General features: G+C 69.5%; 12 protein-coding genes and 1 pseudogene. 10 read left to right on the top strand and 3 right to left on the bottom strand.

Features of this window, described 5'->3' with window-relative positions:
* The first annotated feature begins 60 nt into the window (after nt 1–60).
* From A5691_RS16725 to A5691_RS16715, 3 genes are all read left to right on the top strand, one after another.
* Nucleotides 61–522, top strand: a complete 462-nt coding sequence (locus A5691_RS16725; RefSeq protein WP_067755788.1) for a hypothetical protein — start codon at nt 61–63, stop codon at nt 520–522.
* 108 nt (nt 523–630) lie between these two features.
* Nucleotides 631–3,249: a bifunctional FO biosynthesis protein CofGH gene (locus A5691_RS16720; RefSeq protein WP_082950368.1), complete on the top strand. Its 2,619-nt coding sequence runs from the start codon at nt 631–633 to the stop codon at nt 3,247–3,249.
* A 29-nt stretch (nt 3,250–3,278) separates the two neighbouring features.
* The gene (locus A5691_RS16715) at nt 3,279–4,043 is read left to right on the top strand and encodes a maleylpyruvate isomerase N-terminal domain-containing protein (protein ID WP_068016576.1); all 765 of its coding nucleotides are present in this window, start codon (nt 3,279–3,281) and stop codon (nt 4,041–4,043) included.
* Between the two features lie 10 nt (nt 4,044–4,053).
* Here the strand turns inward: A5691_RS16715 and A5691_RS16710 are convergent, their stop codons facing one another.
* Entirely contained in the window at nt 4,054–4,386 is a 333-nt protein-coding gene (locus tag A5691_RS16710; RefSeq protein ID WP_067755777.1) for a hemophore-related protein, read from the bottom strand.
* Nucleotides 4,387–4,760: 374 nt separating this feature from the next.
* Here A5691_RS16710 and fdxA point away from each other — a divergent pair, with 374 nt between their 5' ends.
* The 7 genes from fdxA (at nt 4,761) to A5691_RS16675 (ending at nt 17,875) form a co-directional block, all read left to right on the top strand.
* On the top strand, nt 4,761–5,087 hold the full coding sequence (fdxA, locus tag A5691_RS16705) for a ferredoxin (protein WP_067755774.1): 327 nt from the start codon (nt 4,761–4,763) through the stop codon (nt 5,085–5,087).
* A 53-nt stretch (nt 5,088–5,140) separates the two neighbouring features.
* Entirely contained in the window at nt 5,141–6,226 is a 1,086-nt protein-coding gene (dapC, locus tag A5691_RS16700) for a succinyldiaminopimelate transaminase (protein WP_067755771.1), read from the top strand.
* Nucleotides 6,227–6,314: 88 nt separating this feature from the next.
* The gene (locus tag A5691_RS16695) at nt 6,315–8,678 is read left to right on the top strand and encodes an APC family permease (protein ID WP_068016590.1); all 2,364 of its coding nucleotides are present in this window, start codon (nt 6,315–6,317) and stop codon (nt 8,676–8,678) included.
* Between the two features lie 276 nt (nt 8,679–8,954).
* Entirely contained in the window at nt 8,955–15,263 is a 6,309-nt protein-coding gene (gene pks2 / locus A5691_RS16690; protein ID WP_068266698.1) for a type I polyketide synthase, read from the top strand.
* Nucleotides 15,264–15,547: 284 nt separating this feature from the next.
* Entirely contained in the window at nt 15,548–16,231 is a 684-nt protein-coding gene (gene cysC, locus A5691_RS16685) for an adenylyl-sulfate kinase (protein WP_067780184.1), read from the top strand.
* A gap of 64 nt (nt 16,232–16,295) precedes the next feature.
* The gene (gene sat, locus A5691_RS16680) at nt 16,296–17,561 is read left to right on the top strand and encodes a sulfate adenylyltransferase (protein ID WP_067780178.1); all 1,266 of its coding nucleotides are present in this window, start codon (nt 16,296–16,298) and stop codon (nt 17,559–17,561) included.
* Nucleotides 17,558–17,875 carry a hypothetical protein gene (locus tag A5691_RS16675; protein ID WP_067755762.1) on the top strand — a complete coding sequence of 106 codons (318 nt, stop codon included), beginning with the start codon at nt 17,558–17,560 and terminating at the stop codon, nt 17,873–17,875. The genes sat and A5691_RS16675 overlap by 4 nt, the downstream gene beginning before the upstream one ends.
* Nucleotides 17,876–17,884: 9 nt before the next feature.
* On the opposite strand, the gene fadD21 is transcribed toward A5691_RS16675, so the two are convergent.
* A complete protein-coding gene (gene fadD21, locus A5691_RS16670) occupies nt 17,885–19,624 on the bottom strand; it encodes a fatty-acid--AMP ligase FAAL21/FadD21 (protein ID WP_068266695.1) in 1,740 nt (579 codons plus the stop codon).
* A gap of 158 nt (nt 19,625–19,782) precedes the next feature.
* Nucleotides 19,783–20,088: pseudogene (locus tag A5691_RS28375) on the bottom strand (hypothetical protein); the annotation flags it as partial.

Genomic DNA, 20,088 nt, shown 5'->3' with positions numbered 1-20,088 from the left:
CATGGACCCCGACCTGGACCCTAATCAGCAGCATTGGCAGGACCGGCTCGACAGCCTGCAGTGGGTTATCGGCTCGATACTCTCCAACATCGACAGCGTTCCGACCTGACCGAAACGAAGCCGCGCGCCGTACCCGTCGAAGACGGCGGCGCGACAGACCCCGCGATCCGTTTCGTTGTCCTGACGCTGCTGGCCGTCGACGGGGTCCTCTCCGCACTGGCCGGGGCCTTGCTGCTGCCTTCCTACCTCGGGTCGATCCCGTTCCCCATCAGCGGATTGATCTCTGGATTGGTCAACGCCGCCTTGGTCTGGGCCGCCGGTCGGTGGACCACGTCGTCACGGCTGGCCGCGCTGCCGCTGTGGACGTGGCTGCTCACCGTGGCCGCGATCAGCATGGGCGGCCCGGCCGACGACGTCATCCTGGGTGGCCGCGGCGTGCTGGCCTACGGGGCGTTGCTGCTGATCCTGTTGGGGGCGGCGCCGCCGTTCTGGGTGCTGTGGCGGCGCGGCCACGGGGGCTGACGTTCGTGCGGTCGCGGGCAGGGATCTCCCCGCTTGCCGGTGTGGGCCTGACGCTACTGTTGACTGTTGCGCAGACGGGGCCCGCACGGGTCCGAAAGAAAATTTCACATGTTGGGACACGCGGATGAAATTCGATCGTGGGGAAGTTACACGAAGGTGCCGCTGACTCCGGGCGAGGAGCCTACCGCTCTTCCTAATCCTGTGGTTCCGCCAAAGACGAGCGCATCCGCGCTGCGGCGGGTGCTGCGCCGCGCCCGAGACGGCGTCGCGCTCAACGTCGACGAGGCGGCCGTCGCGATGACCGCGCGGGGTGACGACCTCGCGGATCTGTGCGCCAGTGCGGCACGGGTGCGCGATGCGGGTCTGGCATCGGCCGGCCGGCGCGGCCCCGGCGGCGGACACCCGATCACCTATTCGCGCAAGGTTTTCATCCCGGTCACCCACCTGTGCCGCGACACCTGCCACTACTGCACCTTCGTCACCGTCCCGGGCAAGCTGCGCGCGCAGGGCGCGGGCATGTATCTCGAGCCCGACGAGATCCTCGACATCGCTCGCCGCGGGGCCGAACTCGGTTGCAAGGAAGCGCTTTTCACCCTCGGTGACCGCCCCGAGGGTCGGTGGCCGGAGGCGGCGCAGTGGCTCGGCGAACGCGGTTACGACTCCACGCTGTCCTATGTGCGGGCCATGGCGATCCGGGTGCTCGAGGAAACCGGGCTGCTGCCACACCTGAACCCCGGCGTGATGAGTTGGTCCGAGATGGCTCGGCTCAAGCCGGTGGCGCCGTCGATGGGCATGATGCTCGAGACCACATCGCGGCGGCTGTTCGAGACGAAAGGGCTTGCGCACTATGGCAGCCCGGACAAGGACCCCGCCGTCCGGCTGCGCACGCTGACCGACGCGGGCCGGTTGTCCATCCCGTTCACGACGGGCCTGCTGGTCGGCATCGGCGAGACCCTGACCGAACGGGCCGAGACTCTGCACGCGATCCGCAAGTCGCACAAGGAGTTCGGGCACGTTCAGGAAGTGATCGTGCAGAACTTCCGGGCCAAGGAGCACACCGCGATGGCCGGCGCCCCCGACGCGGGCATCGACGACTACCTGGCGACGGTAGCGGTCGCGCGGCTGGTGCTCGGTCCCGGCATGCGCATCCAGGCCCCGCCCAACCTGGTGTCCCCCGACGAGTGCCTGGCCCTGGTCGGCGCCGGGGTCGACGACTGGGGCGGCGTCTCGCCGCTCACGCCCGATCACGTCAACCCCGAGCGGCCGTGGCCCGCGCTGGACGACCTCGCCGACATCACCGCCCGTGCCGGATACGAACTGGTTCAGCGACTGACCGCCCAACCCAGGTACGTCCAGGCGGGGGCGGCGTGGATCGACCCCCGGGTGCGCGGGCACGTGCTGGCGCTGGCCGACCCGGCCACCGGACTGGCCCGCGACGTCAATCCCGTGGGACTGCCCTGGCAGGAGCCCGACGACGTCGCGTCCGCGGGGCGGGTCGACCTCAACGCCGCAATCGACACCGAGGGCCGCGCCACCGAGGCTCGCAGCGATCTGGACAGCGCCTTCGGCGACTGGGAATCGATCCGCGCGCAGGTGCACGAACTGGCCGCACGCGCCCCCGAGCGGATCGACACCGACGTGCTTGCCGCGCTGCGGGCGGCCGAGCGCGATCCGGCCGGCTGCAGTGACAGCGAGTACCTGGCGTTGGCTACCGCCGATGGGCCGGCGCTGGAAGCCGTTGCCGCTCTGGCAAATTCGCTACGCCGCGACACGGTCGGCGACGACGTGACGTTCGTGGTGAACCGCAACATCAACTTCACCAACATCTGCTACACCGGCTGCCGGTTCTGCGCCTTCGCGCAGCGCAAGGGCGACGCCGACGCGTATTCGCTGTCCACCGACGAGGTGGCGGACCGCGCGTGGGAGGCGCACGTCGAGGGCGCCACCGAGGTGTGCATGCAGGGCGGGATCGACCCGGAGTTGCCGGTCACCGGCTACGCCGACCTGGTCCGCGCCGTCAAGGCGCGGGTGCCGTCGATGCACGTGCATGCCTTCTCGCCCATGGAGATCGCCAACGGCGTCACCAAGAGCGGGCTCAGCGTGCGCGAGTGGCTGATCAGCCTGCGCGAGGCCGGGCTGGACACCATTCCGGGCACGGCCGCCGAGATCCTGGACGACGAGGTGCGCTGGGTGCTCACCAAGGGCAAGCTGCCGACCTCGGAGTGGATCGACATCGTGACCACCGCGCACGAGGTGGGCCTGCGGTCGTCGTCGACGATGATGTACGGGCACGTCGACAGCCCGCGGCACTGGGTCGCCCACCTCAACGTGCTGCGCGGGATCCAGGACCGCACCGGCGGGTTCACCGAGTTCGTGCCGCTGCCATTCGTGCACCAGAGCTCGCCGTTGTACCTGGCGGGCGCGGCCCGGCCCGGGCCCACCCATCGCGACAACCGCGCTGTGCACGCATTGGCGCGAATCATGTTGCACGGCCGCATCTCCCAGATTCAGACCAGCTGGGTGAAGCTGGGCGTCGAGCGCACCCAGGTGATGCTCAACGGTGGCGCCAACGATCTGGGCGGCACGCTGATGGAGGAGACCATCTCGCGGATGGCCGGTTCGGAACACGGGTCGGCCAAGACGGTCGAGGAGCTGACCGAGATCGCCGAGGGGATCGGGCGCCCGGCCCGTCAACGCACCACCACCTACGCCCCGCGGGCCGCTTAGCACCCAGACCGGGCGGGTACCCCGACGCCGTGAACCGACAGATCGACGAGGACCGGTTCCCGGAGTGGCGCCCATTCGTGGACGCGGTGCAGCAGCGAAGGCCCGACGCCGGCACCTGGTGCGAGGCGTGGACGGTCCGCGACGTCGTCATCCATCAGGCCGGAAACGCCGAGGAGATCGCCCGGGTGCTGGCCGCTCACCTGGAGGGTGAACCGGTCGGCACGCGGGGCTTCGAGGAGCGTGAGGGACCGTTGCGCGTCCTGAACGACCCCGATTTGTGGGACGCGTTCCTCGATCGGATGGCCACCCTGAACCGGGTTGCGGCGGCCGCCGACGACGTGCCGCAGGACACCGATGTCGCGTGGACGGGCCGCACCATGAAGGTGCCCTGGTTCGCCGAGCACATGCGCGAAGAGCTGGTGCTGCACGGCTGGGACATCACCGGCGACGACGCGGCGGCGCGGGCGCGGCTGGCCGAGCCCTGGATGACCACCCACAGCGTCTTGGCGGTCGGAAGGCCGCTGCTGGCCAAGGGCGCCAAGCAGTTGGCGCCGGGCGAGCGTATCGAGGCGCGGTTGCGGGTCCCCGGCGCCGACGACGTCGTGGTCAGCGCAGAAGCCGACCGCACCTCCGTCGAACTCACCACACCCGAGGGTCCGGCGACGCTGGAAACCGATGCCGCGGCGCGGGTCCTGCTGCTCTGGGGGCGTAGGCCCGCGGACCCGTCCCGGATTTGCAGCCGCGTCGGGCCGCAGACGCTGGGCCGCGTGCGCGGCCTGCTCAGCGGTTACTGAACCCGCGGGCTCAGAAGTTGTTACAGGTGACGGCGACCTGGTTGATGTCGTCGTAGTACTTCATCGCCGACGGCATCGCCTGGATCTGCTGGGCCATCTGCTGGCGCTTCGGCGGCGGCGAGGCCAGGAAGCTGCGGATGTAGGACTGCGCCACGGGCGAGCTGTTCAGCTGCGCGGCGGCCGCCGGATCGGTGGCGTTGAGCGCCGCGATCACCTGTCCGTAGTTGCACGTGGTGTTGATGATCGCGTCCGTCGGGTCCGCGGATGCGATCCCGGCGCCGGCGGTCAACGCCACCGCGGCGCTACCGATCGCGACGGTCAATTTGGTCAACGACAGCCTCATGTGTGGACACCTTCCCCGTTAATGCACCGCTATCAAGGCGACGACATCTGCCCAGCGGTTGCCGTCTTCCGGTCGAGGTTACCAGGCGCCACGACCGTGCTTCCATTTCAATGGTTATCGCACGACCCCGCTGGACTGCGACTTTGCGCAGGTCGGCGGCTCGGGGCCGGTGTTCGCCCTTGGCGAAACGCACCCCGCCCGCGGCCTCCGAGACTGGCGGTCTTAAATCGTCTGTTTAACGGGCGCGCCAAGTGGTTGACGTGTATGTGCAACGTCTAGTATCAGTAACCGAAAGCTTTGTCTGGAGCGGCCGGCAGCACCGGGCGCGAGCCGAAGAGCAGCCCACACCGAAGTAGTACATAGAGGAGACGTCTGTGACCTACACGATCGCCGAGCCCTGTGTCGACATCAAAGACAAGGCATGTATCGAGGAGTGCCCGGTCGATTGCATCTACGAGGGCGCGCGGATGCTGTACATCCATCCCGACGAGTGCGTCGACTGCGGGGCGTGCGAGCCGGTCTGCCCCGTCGAAGCGATCTACTACGAAGACGACGTGCCCGAGCAGTGGAGCCAGTACACCCAGATCAACGCCGACTTCTTCACCGAACTGGGATCGCCGGGCGGCGCCGCCAAGGTCGGCATGACCGAGAACGACCCGCAGTCGGTCAAAGACCTGCCGCCGCAGGGCGAGGGCGACTGAGCCGGCCGGTGCTGGATCAGCCCGGTGTGAGGCCGCGCGCCGCACGCGGGCGAGTGTCGGCGTCCCTGCCGGAATTCCCGTGGGACACGCTGGCCGACGCGAAAGCGCTGGCCGGCTCCCACCCCGACGGGATCGTCGACCTGTCCGTCGGGACACCGGTCGACCCCGTCGCGCCGGTGATCCAAGAGGCGCTCGCCGCCGCCGGCTCCGCGTCCGGGTACCCCGCCACCGCCGGCACTCCGCGACTGCGGGAAGCGGCGGTCGCCGCGCTGGCCCGCCGCTTCGGCGTCACGGGGGTCAGCGAGGCCGCCGTCCTGCCGGTGATCGGCAGCAAGGAGCTCATCGCCTGGTTGCCGACGCTGCTGGGGCTCGGACCCGCGGACGTGATCGTGGTGCCCGAGCTGGCGTATCCCACCTATGACGTCGGGGCCCGGCTGGCCGGAGCGCCGGTGCTGCGCGCGGACTCGCTGACCCAGTTGGGCCCGCAATCGCCTGCACTGGTCTACCTGAACTCCCCGAGCAACCCGACCGGCCGCGTGCTGGGCGTCGACCACCTGCGCAAAGTGGTCGGCTGGGCGCGCGAGCGGGGCAGCGTGGTGGCCTCCGACGAGTGTTACCTGGGCCTGGGCTGGGACGCCCAACCGCTGTCGATCCTGCATCCGTCCGTGTGCGACGGCGACCACAGCGGGCTGCTGGCGATCCACTCGCTGTCCAAGAGTTCGTCGTTGGCCGGCTACCGGGCCGGATTCGTCGCCGGTGACCCCGACCTGGTGGCCGAGCTGCTGGCGGTGCGCAAGCACGCCGGGATGATGGTGCCCACGCCGGTGCAGGCGGCCATGGTCGCGGCGCTGGACGACGACGCCCACGAGCGGGCGCAGCGGGAGCGGTACGAACGGCGGCGCGCGGCGTTGCTGCCGGTGCTGCGGGCGGCCGGATTCACCGTCGACCACTCCGAAGCCGGCCTGTATCTGTGGGCCACGCGCGGCGAGCCATGCGCGGACACCGTCGACTGGCTGGCGGGGCGCGGCATCCTGGTGGCGCCCGGCCACTTCTACGGCCCGCGCGGCGCGCAACACGTGCGCGTCGCGTTGACGGCCACCGACGAGCGGATCGCCGCCGCGGTGCAGCGACTCGCCTGACCGGCGCCGCCCAACTGCCACCGTGGCGGCGGCGAACGTGCACAATGCATCGCAGGTGTTTCGCCCGCTCACGGTAAGGACGGTGGTCGTGACCGCTTCGGCCGGCAAGCTACGGATCCCCCTTTCGGTCGGGGACATCGCCAAGCGGGTGTTCCTGGGCAAGCCGTTGGTCACCGAGGACATCGCCTCCGAGAAGTTGTCGAATCCGGTTGCGCTTGGCGCTCTTTCACCGGACGCCGTGTCATCGGTCGCCTATGGTCCCGAGCAGATCCTGATCGAGCTGTTGCCGCACGCGGGGTTGGCCGCCTTCCTGTTGTTGCTTCCGATCACCGGTGTCATCCTGCTCATCCTCGTGCTGGTGGCCGCCTCGTATCGGCAGGTGGTCATGGCCTACACCCGGGCGGGCGGCTCCTACATCGTCGCCCGCGAGAATTTCGGGCCCCGGGTGGCGCAGATAGCCGCCGCCGCGTTGCTGATCGACTACGTGGTCACCGTTGCGGTGCAGTCGGCGGCCGGGACGGTCGCGGTGGTGTCGGCCGTCCCCGCGCTGGGCCCCTACAGCCTGGAAATCACGGTCGGTGTGGTGCTTGCCATCTGCTACGCAAACCTGCGCGGCTTGAAGGAAGCGGGCCTGCCGTTCGCGCTGGCCACCTATGCCTTCATCGGCATGGTCGGCCTGACCATCGTGGTCGGCGTCATCCGCGCGGCCATGGGGAACCTGCCGGTCTACGATCCCACGCACATGGCGGGAACCGTGCCCGTCCACCAGGGCAACGGGCTGGTGCTGGGGGCGACGATCTTGGTGTTGCTGCGAGCCTTCGCCAACGGAGGCTCGTCCCTGACGGGGGTGGAGGCCATCTCCAACACGGTCGACCACTTCCGAAAGCCGCAGGGCCGCAACGCCCGCCGAGTGCTCACGGCCATGGCCACCATCCTTGGCGTGTTGCTGGCCGGGGTCGCCTATCTGGCGCACGTCACCCACGCCACCCCGTATCTCACCGAGTACCCGTCGGTGCTGTCGCAGATCGGTCGCGCCGTATTCGGCAACGGCCTGCTCGGCAACGTCTTCTATACGCTGGTCCAGGCCGCCACCGCCGCCATCCTGTACACCGGCGCGAACACCAGCTTCAACGGGTTCCCGGCGCTGGCCAGCTTCGTCGCCGAGGACCGCTTCCTGCCGCGCCAACTCACCAAACGCGGTCACCGCCTGGTCTTCTCGAACGGCATCATCACGCTCACGGCGCTGTCCGTGCTGCTGTTGGTGGTGACGGGCGGCTCGGTCAACGCGCTGGTTCCCTTCTACGCGATCGGCGTGTTCACGGGGTTCTCGATGGCCGGCTACGGGATGACCAAACACCATCTGAGGCACCGCGAACCGGGATGGCGACGCCGCCTGGCCATCAACCTCTCCGCGGCCGTCCTGTCCACGATCGTGGTGGGCATCTTCGCGGTGGCGAAGTTCACCGAAGGCGCGTGGCTGGTGGTCATCGTCTTCCCGCTGCTGGTGTTCATACTGACGCGGCTCAACCGCGAATACCGCGCCGAGGCAGCCATTCTCGAGATGTTCCGCACCGACCGCCCGGAGTTGGTGAAGTACGCGCGGCACCGGGTGTTCGTGTTCGTCGACTCCGTCGACCTGGCCGTGATCGAAGCGTTGCGCTACGGCAGGGGATTGCGTGCCGACGAGTTGACCGCCGTACACTTCATGGTGGACCCGGCCCACGCCGCCATACTGCGGAAGCGTTGGGACCACTTCGATCTGGACACCCCGCTGCGGGTCGTCGACTGCCCGGACCGGCGGATCATCCGGGCCGCGCAGCTGTTCGTCGCCAAGGCCCGCGACGAACAAGCGCGCACCAACGTGACGGTGCTGCTGCCGCGCCGGACGTTCGGGCGGCTGCTGGGGCGGCTGTTGCACGACCGCACCGCGGACAAGATCTCCAGCGCGGTGAGCCTGATCCCCGACGCGGCGGCGACGATCGTGCCGTACGACGTGGAATCGCGCATTCGGGAGGCCTACCCCGACACGTTCGAGCAACGGATCGCCGACGAGATCGACAAGCTCGAGGCGTGGGTCTCCAGGGGCGAGGACGAAAAGGTGGACGCCTACGAGCACCCGGAGCGGCCGGGGTCGGTCATCCTGGTGGCCGGCCTGATCTCCGGGCAACGGGCCACCGTCGAGGGGCGGGTCAGCGAGGTCGAGGACGTCAACGACCGCGGGCGCACCCTGCGCGAGGTCGTCGTGGGGGACAACAGCGGGGAGATCACCATCACCTTCCGCCCCGGCCACGGCGGCGCCGACATCCAGCCAGGCCAGCTGTTGCGGATAACCGGGAAGGCCCGCCAGACGGGCAACCGGCCCATCTCGATGGTCGACCCGACGTATCAGGTGATCGAGGACCCCGCGGAGGCGGTCGATTCCAGCGAGTCGGGGGACGCCGGCAAAGCGTAGCGCCTACCGGATTGCCCCCAAACGCTGTGGCTTCACAGCGTTTCGCGCACGCGGCCCCGTCCGGCGGGCGCTCTTCGTCGGTGTTCACCATCGCCGTTGCGCTGCCGGGGAAATCGCGGAAGCCACAGTCGAGACAGAGGTTTCACGGCGATCCGTCCCTGGCAAATTCGCGGGCCGGCCGTATTCTCCAAGCGGTTAAGCTGACGGAGTTCAGGTCGGTAAGCTGACACCCGCGCGACTGGCCAACGCCGTTGGGGGAGAACAGAGGACTGCACATTGCGTGCCGCAACCGCCACACCCGTTGCTGTCATCGGTATGGCCTGCCGGCTTCCCGGTGGAATCGATTCCCCGCAACGGCTGTGGGAGGCGTTGCTGCGCGGCGCCGATTTCGTCGGCGAGATCCCCGCCGACCGGTGGGACGCGGACCTGTACTACGACCCCGAGCCCGGCGTGCCCGGCCGGTCGGTGACGCGGTGGGGGGCCTTCCTGGACGACGTCGGCGGCTTCGACTGCGATTTCTTCGGCATGACCGAGCGCGAAGCCACCGCGATCGACCCCCAACACCGTTTGCTGCTGGAGACGTCCTGGGACGCCATCGAGCACGCGGGCCTCGATCCCGCGCGGTTGTCCCACTCGCAGACCGGCGTCTTCGTCGGGCTGACGCACGGCGACTACGAACTGCTCTCCGCCGACTGCGGCGCCGCCGAGGGCCCGTACGGCTTCACCGGCACCAGCAACAGCTTCGCGTCCGGGCGGGTCGCCTACACGCTGGGGCTGCACGGCCCGGCCGTCACCGTTGACACCGCGTGCTCGTCGGGGTTGATGGCCGTGCACCAGGCCTGCGGCAGCCTCAACAGCGGCGAGAGCGATTTGGCCCTGGCCGGCGGTGTCGCCGTGACCCTCGAACCGCGCAAGTCCGTCTCGGGGTCGCTGCAGGGCATGCTGTCGCCGACCGGCCGCTGCCACGCCTTCGACGTCAACGCGGACGGCTTCGTCTCCGGTGAGGGCTGCGTCGTGCTGCTGCTCAAGCGGCTCGACGACGCGCAACGCGACTCCGACCGCATCCTGGCCGTCCTGCGCGGCACGGCGGCCAACCAGGACGGCCGCACCGTCAACATCGCGGCGCCGTCGGAAACCGCCCAGGTGGCCGTCTACCGCAAGGCCCTGGAGACCGCCGGCGTCGACGCCGCCACGGTCGGCTTCGTCGAGGCGCATGGGACCGGCACCCCGGTCGGGGATCCGATCGAATACGCGAGCCTGGCCGCCGTGTACGGGACCGGCGGGCCCTGCGCGCTGGGCTCGGTCAAAACCAATTTCGGCCACCTGCAGTCGACCTCCGGACCGCTGGGGCTGATGAAGGCCATCCTCGCGCTACAGCACGGCACGGTGCCGCAGAACCTCCACTTCACCCGGCTGCCCGACGAGATGGCCGCGATCAAGACGGAACTGTTCGTGCCGCAGGCCAACACGCCGTGGCCCGGCGACCGGCGCCCGCGCCGCGCCGCGGTGTCGTCATACGGGATGTCCGGCACCAACGTGCATGCCGTCTTGGAGGAGACGCCGCCGGAACAAGCGCCGCCGGCCGCCCCGAATGCCAACGGGGCGTTGTTGTTCCCGGTGTCGGCGACGTCCGCCGAACAATTGCGCGTCACGGCCGCCCGGCTGGCGGATTGGATCGACGCCGGCGGTGCCGGCACCGCCGGCCTGTCGGACGTCGGCTACACACTCGCGCGCCGCCGCGCACACCGGCCGGTGCGCACGGTGGTGTCCGCCGGCGACCTCGGTCAGCTGAGCGCGGCCCTGCGCGAGGTCGCCGGCGGCGACATCCCGCATCTACCCGCCGTGGGGCAGGACGACCGGGGACCGGTCTGGGTGTTCTCCGGCCAAGGCTCGCAGTGGTCGCAGATGGGCGCCGGGCTGCTGGCCTCCGAACCGGTGTTCGCCGCGACGATCGCGGCGATGGAACCGCTGATCGCCGCGGAATCGGGGTTCTCGGTGACCGAGGCGATGTCGGCGCCCGAGGTGGTGACCGGCATCGATCGGGTGCAGCCGACGATCTTCGCGATGCAGGTCGCGCTGGCCGAGACGATGAAGTCCTACGGGGCCCGTCCCGGCGCGGTGATCGGCCATTCGCTCGGTGAATCCGCCGCGGCGGTCGTCGCCGGTGGCCTGTCGCTGCAAGACGGCGTGCGCGTCATCTGCCGGCGCTCGAGGCTGATGGCGCGGCTCGCCGGGAGTGGCGCCATGGCGTCGGTGGAACTGCCGGGCCAACAGGTGTTGTCGGAACTGTCCATTCGCGGGATCTCCGACGTGGTCCTCTCGGTGGTCGCGTCGCCCACGTCGACGGTCGTCGGCGGCGACACGCAGTCGATCCGGGACCTGGTCGCGGTCTGGCAGGAGCAGGACGTGGTGGCGCGCGAGGTGGCGGTGGACGTGGCCTCGCACTCGCCCCAGGTCGAGCCGATCCTCGACGAACTGGTCGAGGCCCTCGCCGGCCTCGAGCCCAGGGAGCCGGAGGTTCCCTACTACTCGGCGACGCTGTGGAACCCCCGCGAACGGCCGTCGTTCACCGCCGACTACTGGGGCGAAAATCTAAGGTACACAGTGCGATTCGCGGCGGCCGTGCAGGCCGCCCTCAAGGACGGTTTCCGGGTGTTCGGCGAACTCTCGCCGCACCCCCTGCTCACGCACGCCGTCGAGCAGAATGCCGCCAGCCTGGACATGCCCATCGCGGCGCTGGCGGCCGTGCGCCGCGAACAAGAGCTGCCGGCCGGGTTGCGGACCTTCGTCGCCGACGTGCACAGCGCCGGCGCCGTGGTCGACTTCTCGGTCCAATACCCGAGCGGCCGCCTGGTGGACGCGCCCATCCCGACGTGGACCCATCGCAGGCTCATGCTCAGCCGCGAGGCGAAGGAGCAGGCGCACGGCGCCTCGGTCCAGGCCGTCCATCCGCTGCTCGGTGCGCACGTGCACCTGTACGAGGAACCGGAGCGACACGTCTGGCAGGGCGATGTCGGCACCGAGGCGCACCCGTGGCTCGGCGATCACCAAATCCACCACGTGGCAGCGCTTCCCGGCGCCGCGTACTGCGAGATGGCGCTGACCGCCGCGCGGGCGGTCCTCGGCGAACGGTCCGAGGTCACCGACATCACGTTCGAGCAGACCCTGCTGCTGGACGGCGGGACGCGGGCGTCGTCGGCGGCGACGGTCACCGCGCCCGGCGTTCTCGAGTTCACCGTGGACACCCACGAGGACGGCGAACGCGTGCGCCGGGCGCGCGCGGTCCTGCGCGCGCAGGAAGGGGCGGACGAGGACGGGCCGCAGCAGCCGCCCGCCCACGACATGGCCACGCTGATCGCCAATCATCCGTCCGGCATGGACGGCGCCGAGTTGCGAAAGGCGTTCGACGCCATCGGGATTCAATACGGTCCCGCCTTCTCGGGCCTGGCCGCCGCGCTCCTCGGCGACGTGGACACACCCACGGTGCTCGCCGAGGTGGCGCTCCCCGGAGCCATCCGCTCGCAGCAGTCGGGCTACGCGATCCACCCGGCCCTGCTGGACGCATGCTTTCAGTCGGTGGTCGTTCAACCGGTGGTCCAGCAGGCCGGCGCGGGTGGCCTGCTGCTGCCGGTCGGTGTGCGCCGGCTGCGCAGCCATGCCCCGGCGCGCAATGCGCAATACTGCCTGGCCCGGGTGACGTCGTCGGGCCCCGGCGAGTGCGAGGCGGACATCGATGTGCTGGACCAGTCCGGCGCCGTGCTCCTGACCGTCGAGGGGCTGCGGCTGGCCGGTGGGGTCTCCGAACGCGAACGAGCCGAGCGGCTGCTCAACGAGCGGTTGTTGGCCATCGAATGGGAGCCGCGGGAACTCCCGGACGCCGCGCGGGCCGAGCCGGGATCGTGGCTGCTGCTCACCGCGTGCGAGGCGACGGATCCGCTCGCGACCCAGCTGCGCGAGGCGCTCGATTCCGATGGCGCCCACTGCACCACGCTCTCGTTGCCGGTCGGGCCGGTGGAAACCGCCGGGCTGCGCGCGCTGCTGTCCGGCAACGGCCCGGCCGCCTCGAACGGGCACGGCCCGCTCAAGGGCCCGACGGGTGTCGTCGTGGTGACCGCGCCACCGGGCGGCGGCCCCGACCAGGCGCGGCGCGCCCGCGACTACGTGTCGCACCTGGTGGCCGTCGCGCGTGAGCTCTCCGAGCTGCCCGGCGAGTCGCCCCGGCTCTTCGTGGTCACCAGGAACGCCGCCAGCGTGGCCGCCGGCGATGTGGCCAACCTGGAACAGGCCGGGCTGCGTGGACTGCTGCGGGTGATCGACTCCGAGCACCCGCACCTGAGCGCCACCCAAATCGACGTCGACGCGACGACCGGGCCGGAACACGTTGCGGCGCAACTCAAGAGCGGCTCGGGAGAAGACGAGACCGCCTGGCGCCAGGGGGAGTGGTACACCGCGCGGCTGCGGCCCGGTCCGCTGCGCCCGGCCGAACGGCAGACCGCGGTCGTCGATCACGAGCGGGACGGCATGCGCCTGCAGATCCGCACCCCCGGTGACCTCGAATCGCTGGAGTTCACCGCGTTCGACCGCGTCCCGCCCGGGCCGGGGGAGATCGAGGTCGCGATCGCCGCGTCCACCATCAACTTCGCCGACGTGCTGGTGGCCTTCGGCCGCTATCCCACCTTCGAGGGCTACCAACAGCAATTGGGCGGGGACTTCGCCGGCGTGGTCACCGCCGTCGGCCCGGACGTCACCGAGCATCGGGTGGGCGACCGCGTCGGCGGCATGTCCCGCAACGGCTGCTGGGGCACCTTCGTCATCGCCGACGCCAGGCACGCGGTCACCCTGCCGCCCGACCTCGCTTCCGAAGACGCCGCCGCCGTGGCCACCGCCTCGGCGACCGCCTGGTACGGCCTGCATGACCTGGCCCGCATCGCGCCGACCGACAAGGTGCTGATCCACTCCGGCACCGGCGGCGTGGGACAGGCGGCCATCGCGATCGCCCGGGCCGCGGGCTGCGAAATCTTCGCGACCGCGGGCAGCCCCCAACGCCGGCAATTGTTGCGCGACATGGGAATCGAGCACGTCTACGACTCGCGCAGCACGGCGTTCGCGGACGAGATCCGCCGTGACACCGGCGGATACGGTGTCGACGTGGTGCTCAACTCGCTGTCCGGCGCCGCGCAGCGTGCGGGAGTCGAGTTGCTGGCGTTCGGCGGCCGATTCGTCGAGCTGGGCAAGCGTGACATCTACCGCGACACCCACCTCGGGCTGTTCCCGTTCCGCCGCAACCTGTCGCTGTTCGCGGTCGACCTGGCGTTGCTGACGTTCAGCCATCCCGACACCGTCCGACGCCTGCTGACCACCGTGTACCGCCGCACGGCCGACGGCGGGCTGCCGTTGCCGCGGACCACGCACTTCCCGATCCACGACGCGGCCGCCGCGGTCCGCCTGGTGGCGGGCGCCGGCCACACCGGCAAGGTGGTGCTCGACGTGCCGCGCACGGGACGCAGTGTGGCCGCCGTCCCGCCGGAAAACGTGCGACTGTTCCGCGCCGATGGCGCCTACATCGTCACCGGCGGCATCGGCGGGCTGGGCTTGTTCCTGGCCGGTCAGATGGCGGCGCGCGGCGCCGCACGGATCGTGCTGAATTCCCGCTCGGCGCCCAACGAGCAAGCCCGCCAAGACATCGAGCGTCTCCGCGCCGGCGGGGCCGACATCGCGGTGGAGTGTGGCGACATCGCCGAGCCGGGCACGGCCGAGCGGCTGGTGGCGTCCGCGACCGAGACCGGACTGCCGGTGCGCGGCGTGCTGCACGCGGCCGCGGTGGTCCAGGACGCCACGCTGGCCAACGTGACCGACGAACTCATCGACCGATGCTGGGCGCCAAAGGTTTACGGAGCCTGGAACTTGCATCACGCGACGGCGGACCAGCCGCTGGACTGGTTCTGTTCGTTCTCCTCGGCCGCCGCGCTGGTCGGATCGCCGGGCCAGGGCGCCTATGCCGCGGCCAACAGCTGGCTGGACGCCTTCGCCCACTGGCGGCGCAGCCAGGGGTTGCCGGGCAGCGCGATCGCCTGGGGCGCATGGTCGGAGGTCGGCCGCGCCACGGCGCTCGCGGAAGACGCCGGCATCGCGATCAAGCCGGCGGAGGGTTACCACGCCTTCGAATCCCTGCTGCGCTACGACCGCGCCTACACCGGCTACGCGCCGATCATGGGAACGCCCTGGTTGACCTCGTTCGCGCAACGCAGCCGGTTCGCCGAAGCTTTCCAGTCGATGGGATCCGGTAACCCCGACACCGGCAAATTCCTGGCCGAACTCAAGGCGCTGCCCCGCGAGGAATGGCCGACCGCCATCCGCCGGCTGGTGTCCGGCCAGATCAGTCTGTTGCTGCGCCGCACAATCGATCCCGATCGTCCACTCTCCGACTACGGACTGGATTCGCTGGGAAACCTGGAGCTGCGAACGCGCATCGAGACCGAAACCGGGATCCGCATCAGCCCCACCAAGATCACCACGGTTCGCGATCTGGCCGAGCACCTGTGCGACGAGTTGGCCGCCGCGGAAACCGCGGCTTCGCCGTCCTGACCGGAAGCGCGGCCGGGAACTTCGGCTCACCGTGCTCGTAACCGTCGGCGCCAGGGCCAGGCGGCGCGCCCCGCCCGCCCGGCGCGGCGGCGCTCGACCCCGCGACGCCCGGAGCTGGTCGAATGCGGCGGGCGCGGCCGCCGCGGCACGGTGGCGGGAAGACGGAAATCTCCTGTAAATTGGCCATCTTAAGTAACCGACCGGCCACAACCCGGTTTGATTGGTGAGCGATCTGGTGAAGGTCGTGGGAGGACTTGCACGGGATCGGTGTCGAGGAGCCGAAAATGTCGAACAACATCACCTGGCACGAACACCACATCAGTCGCGACAGCCGGGAGAAGCTCAACGGGCACCGAGGCTGCGTCCTCTGGTTCACCGGGCTCAGCGGCAGCGGGAAGAGCACGGTGGCCAACACCGTTGAGCAGAGGCTGTACGAGCGGGGCATCCGGAGCTATCTCCTCGACGGGGACAACGTCCGCTACGGGCTCAACGCCGGGCCCGACACCCTGGAGCCGCGCCACGGCGTGGCGTTCGCCAAGAGGTTCGGCCTGGGCTTCTCTGCCGAAGACCGCGAGGAGAACATCCGGCGCATCGGCGCGGTCTCGAAGTTGTTCTGCGAGGCCGGCGTCATCGCGTTGACGGCCTTCATCAGTCCCTACCGGCGGGACCGCGATGCGGTGCGCGAAACGCTGCTCGAGGGCGACTTCCAGGAGATCTTTGTCGACACCCCCATCGAGATCTGCGAAAAGCGCGACCCCAAGGGGCTGTACAAGAAGGCCCGGGCCGGCGAGATCAAGGGATTCACCGGCATCGACGACCCGTACGAGGCTCCGGTGGAACCGGAACTGCGACTCGAGGGCGGCGCGAAGGACGCGGACACGCTGGCCGAGGAGGTGATTGCGCACCTCGAGAAGGTCGGCGTCATCCCCGCCCTCGCGCGCAGCCAGGAGCCGACGGGCGGGGTTTAGGAATCGGCAGGGCACCGAAGACGTTTGCCAGGAAAGTGTTGCACTGCGAAGCGAGGGGCATCGAATGAGCTATACGGGTCACAACGGCAAGCCGATCGTGGAGCGGGTGGCCACCGAAAACGCGGCCGGCCGGATCCAGGGCCTGGCGCGGGTGCCCATCTCGAAGGCGACGGCGCACGAGGTCATCAGCCTGTCCTACGGGTTCTTCACGCCGCTGACCGGGTTCATGGGCCGGCAGGAGGTCGACACCACGCTGGACAAGTTGGCCTTGCCGGACGGGACGCTGTGGAGCATCCCGATCGTGTTCGACCTGCCCTCCGACGACATCGACACGCTGGGCGTCCAAGAGGGCGCCAGCGTCGTGCTGGAGTACTCAGACGCTCCCATCGCGATCCTGGACGTCACCGAGATCTACGAGTACGACCTGCAGCGACTGGCTGAGAAGACTTACGGCACAACGGATCCCCGGCATCCGGGAGTGAAGAAGACGCTGGCGTACGCAAACCGGTTCGTCGCCGGCGACGTCACGCTCATCAACGAGCCGGTGTTCAACGAGCCCTTCAAGAGCTTCTGGCTCACGCCCAGGCAGCACCAGGACGCGCTCGCGGAAAAGAACTGGACCCACGTCGTCGCGCATCAGACCCGCAACGTCCCGCACACCGGACACGAGGCGCTGATGAAGCAGGCGTGGTTGGCCGCCAACGAAGACCAGCCGGTCGACGACCTGAGCACGGGCGTGCTGGTCAACGCGATCATCGGGCAGAAACGGGTGGGCGACTACATCGACGAGGCGATCCTGCTCACGCAGGACGAGCTCAGGAAGAGCGGGTATTTCCGGGAGGACGTCCACAAGGTGACCTTCACGCTGTGGGACATGCGATACGCGGGTCCGCGGGAGGCCATCTTCCACGCGATCCTGCGCACCAACCTCGGGTGCACGCACCACATGTTCGGCCGCGACCACGCCGGCGTCGGCGACTTCTACCATCCGTACGACTCGCAGAACCTCCTTCAGGAACACCGGTCGGAGCTGGGCATCAAACCGGTGTTCCTGCGCGAGAACTGGTATTGCCCCGAATGCCGGGAAGTGACCAATTCGGCGCTGTGCGGGCACGACTCCAAGGCGCAGAGTTTCAGCGGAAGCCTGATCAGAAGCATCCTGACCGACGAGGTGAAGCCCACCCAGCAGGTGATGCGGCACGAGGTGTTCGAGGTGGTTCTCGAGGCGGCCGCCAAGTACGGCCAGGGCTCGCCGTTCGTCACCGAGGAGTACCTGGCGGACCGGCTGCCCGTGTTCACGCTGAACCCGTTGGAGGGGGCCCGATCATGAGCGGCGACGTCAAGAAGATCAAGGTCAACGTCTGGATCAACGAGGAGCGGCTCGAGGCGCTGGCGAAAGCCGGGATGGCCGACTCGGCGAAGGAAGCCTTCGCGGGGATGAAGCTCTTGGAGATTTATACCACCGAAGAGCAGAAGGACGTTGTGCTGCAACGCTTTCCGGGGTCAAAGTACGACTCAGCCACCACGAAGTCCATCGAGTTGCTGCCCAAGAAGGTCAAGGACCGGCTGCTGGAGCTGTCCATCGCCCTGCACTCCACGGGCCCCGACGTGGTGGACCGCTTCCTCGCCGAATCGCAGCCGTAGGCGCGGCGCTCAGGCGTCCAGTCGGGTGAACTCCTGACGGCGGTACTGCTCGACGCAGGCCGCGCGCCGGATCTTGCCGCTCGTCGTGGTGGGAATCGACCCGGGCGACACCAGCACGAGATCGGCGACATTGAGACCGTGCGAATTCGAAATCGCCGCGGTGACATCGTTTTTGACGACGGCGAACCGGCGCGACACCTCCTCGTCTGAGTCGCCGCGCTTCTTCATCTCGATGATGGTCACCAGCTTCTCGGTCTCGTCCACCGGCACCGAGATCGCCGCGACGCGGCCCCCGGTGATCCCCTGCACCGTCGACTCGATGTCCTCGGGATAGTGGTTGCGCCCGTAGACGATCAGGAGATCTTTGGTCCGGCCCACGATGAACATCTCGCCCTCGGAGACGAACCCGAGGTCGCCGGTGCGCAGCCACGGTCCCTCCGGCGTGCCCGGCGACGGGTCGACCAGGACGCCGGCGAAGGTGCGTGCGGTCTCCTCGGGCTTCTGCCAGTAGCCGCCGGCAACGTTTTCGCCATGGACCCAGATCTCGCCGACCTTTCCCGGCGGGCATTCCCGGCGGGCGTCGGGGTCGACGATCCGCACCGCCGGCGATGTCGGCATGCCGTAGCTCAGCAGCGGCGAGCCACTCTCCGCCGGGCAGCGTTCCGCGGACCCCTCGGACAACTTCTCTGATTCGAAGTGCACCACCCGCGGGGCCCCGCGGGTGGTGCGGCTGGTGACGTACACCGTGGCCTCGGCCAATCCGTAGGACGGGCGCATCGCGCGGTCGTCAAAGTTGTACGGCGCGAAGCGTTTAGCGAACCGGTCCAGCGTGGCGGGGTGGATGCGTTCGGCGCCGCTGACGACGCCCAGGACGTTGCCCAGGTCGACGCCGTCCAGGTCTACGTCCTTCGTCTTGCGGACGGCCAGCTCGAAGGCGAAGTTCGGCGCCGCCGACATCACCGGGGTGCCGATCGACATCGCGTGGATCCACCGTGCCGGTCGTTGGAGGAAGGCGACCGGGCTTGTCAGGTCACCGCGATAACCGCCCATGATCGGCGCGATGACGCCGAGCACCAACCCCATGTCGTGATAGAAGGGCAGCCAGGAGACGGCGGCGGTTTCGCGTGGCGGGACGCCGTTGAACTCGGCGAAATAGGCGGCCATCAGCTGCTGGAAGTTCACGCGCAGGTTGCGGTGCGAGATCATGACGCCGGCCGGCAGTCGCGTCGAGCCGGACGTGTACTGCAGGTAGGCCGTGTCGGGGGCGCCGTTGAGCCGGATGCCCGGCGCGGAGGGGTCGTCCAAATCGAGCGCATCGACCTCGACGACCGCCGGGGTGGTCGTTGGGCCCGGCTGCCCGAGGTACTCGGTGATGGTGCCGGCGACCGCCGACGTGGTGAGCACGACGGTGGGTGTGGTGTCGGCCAGGACGGCGCTCACGCGTTCGTCGTGTGAGCCCACCGCCGGGACGGGCAGCGGCACCGCGATCAGCCCGGCCTGCATCGCGCCCAGGAAGGCCACGATATAGGGCAGGCCCTGCGGAGCCAGGATCACGGCCCGGTCCCCGACGGCGCCGTGCCGCTTGACCTCGTGCGCGACGTTCAGGGTCCGCTGGTACAGCTGCGCCCACGTCAACGTCTCGGTGACGCCCGCCCAATCGTGCTCGTAGTCGGTATAGCGGAACGCGATTTCGTCGGGCTGCAGACCCGCGCGTTCACGCAGCAGGGAGACCACCGACGCGTTCTGCATGCGGGTTAGGCTACCGCTCTTCTTCCGCTTGCGGACGAAGGTCGCGCCAGGCCCCGGTTCCGCCCGCCGGCGCTACGGTCCCGGCCGCGGGCCGCCGCGTGCGCCCGACTGCGCCGGGCTGTCCCGCGCCAACGAATACCGTTGTGGCCCAGCCTCGTTCAAGGTGCGGCCGGGCCGTGGTCCCAGGTGTGCGGCAACATCGGTGTGCGCGCGGCGCCGTCGAAGGCATCGTCGCGCAGCGCGGTCAGTCCTGCCGGCATGCCGGCCCCCTTGGCGGGCGCGGTTCCGGTGAAGCCCAGGGTTTCCGCGCCCCGATCCGAGGCGCTCGACGACGGTTCCGCGTCCAGGTACTCGTATCGGCGGCCGAGTTGCGTGACCTCCGCCCGGCGGCGCCGCGCCTGCGAAACCTGGTTCGGGGCCTCGGCCGCCACGGGGACCTCGACGAGACCCGACCGGGCCGCCCG

Source organism: Mycobacterium sp. E183 (genome assembly GCF_001667735.1).
GTDB lineage: Bacteria > Actinomycetota > Actinomycetes > Mycobacteriales > Mycobacteriaceae > Mycobacterium.
The sequence above is the reverse complement of the archived record's forward strand: the minus strand, read 5'-3'. Positions and strand labels throughout refer to the sequence as shown.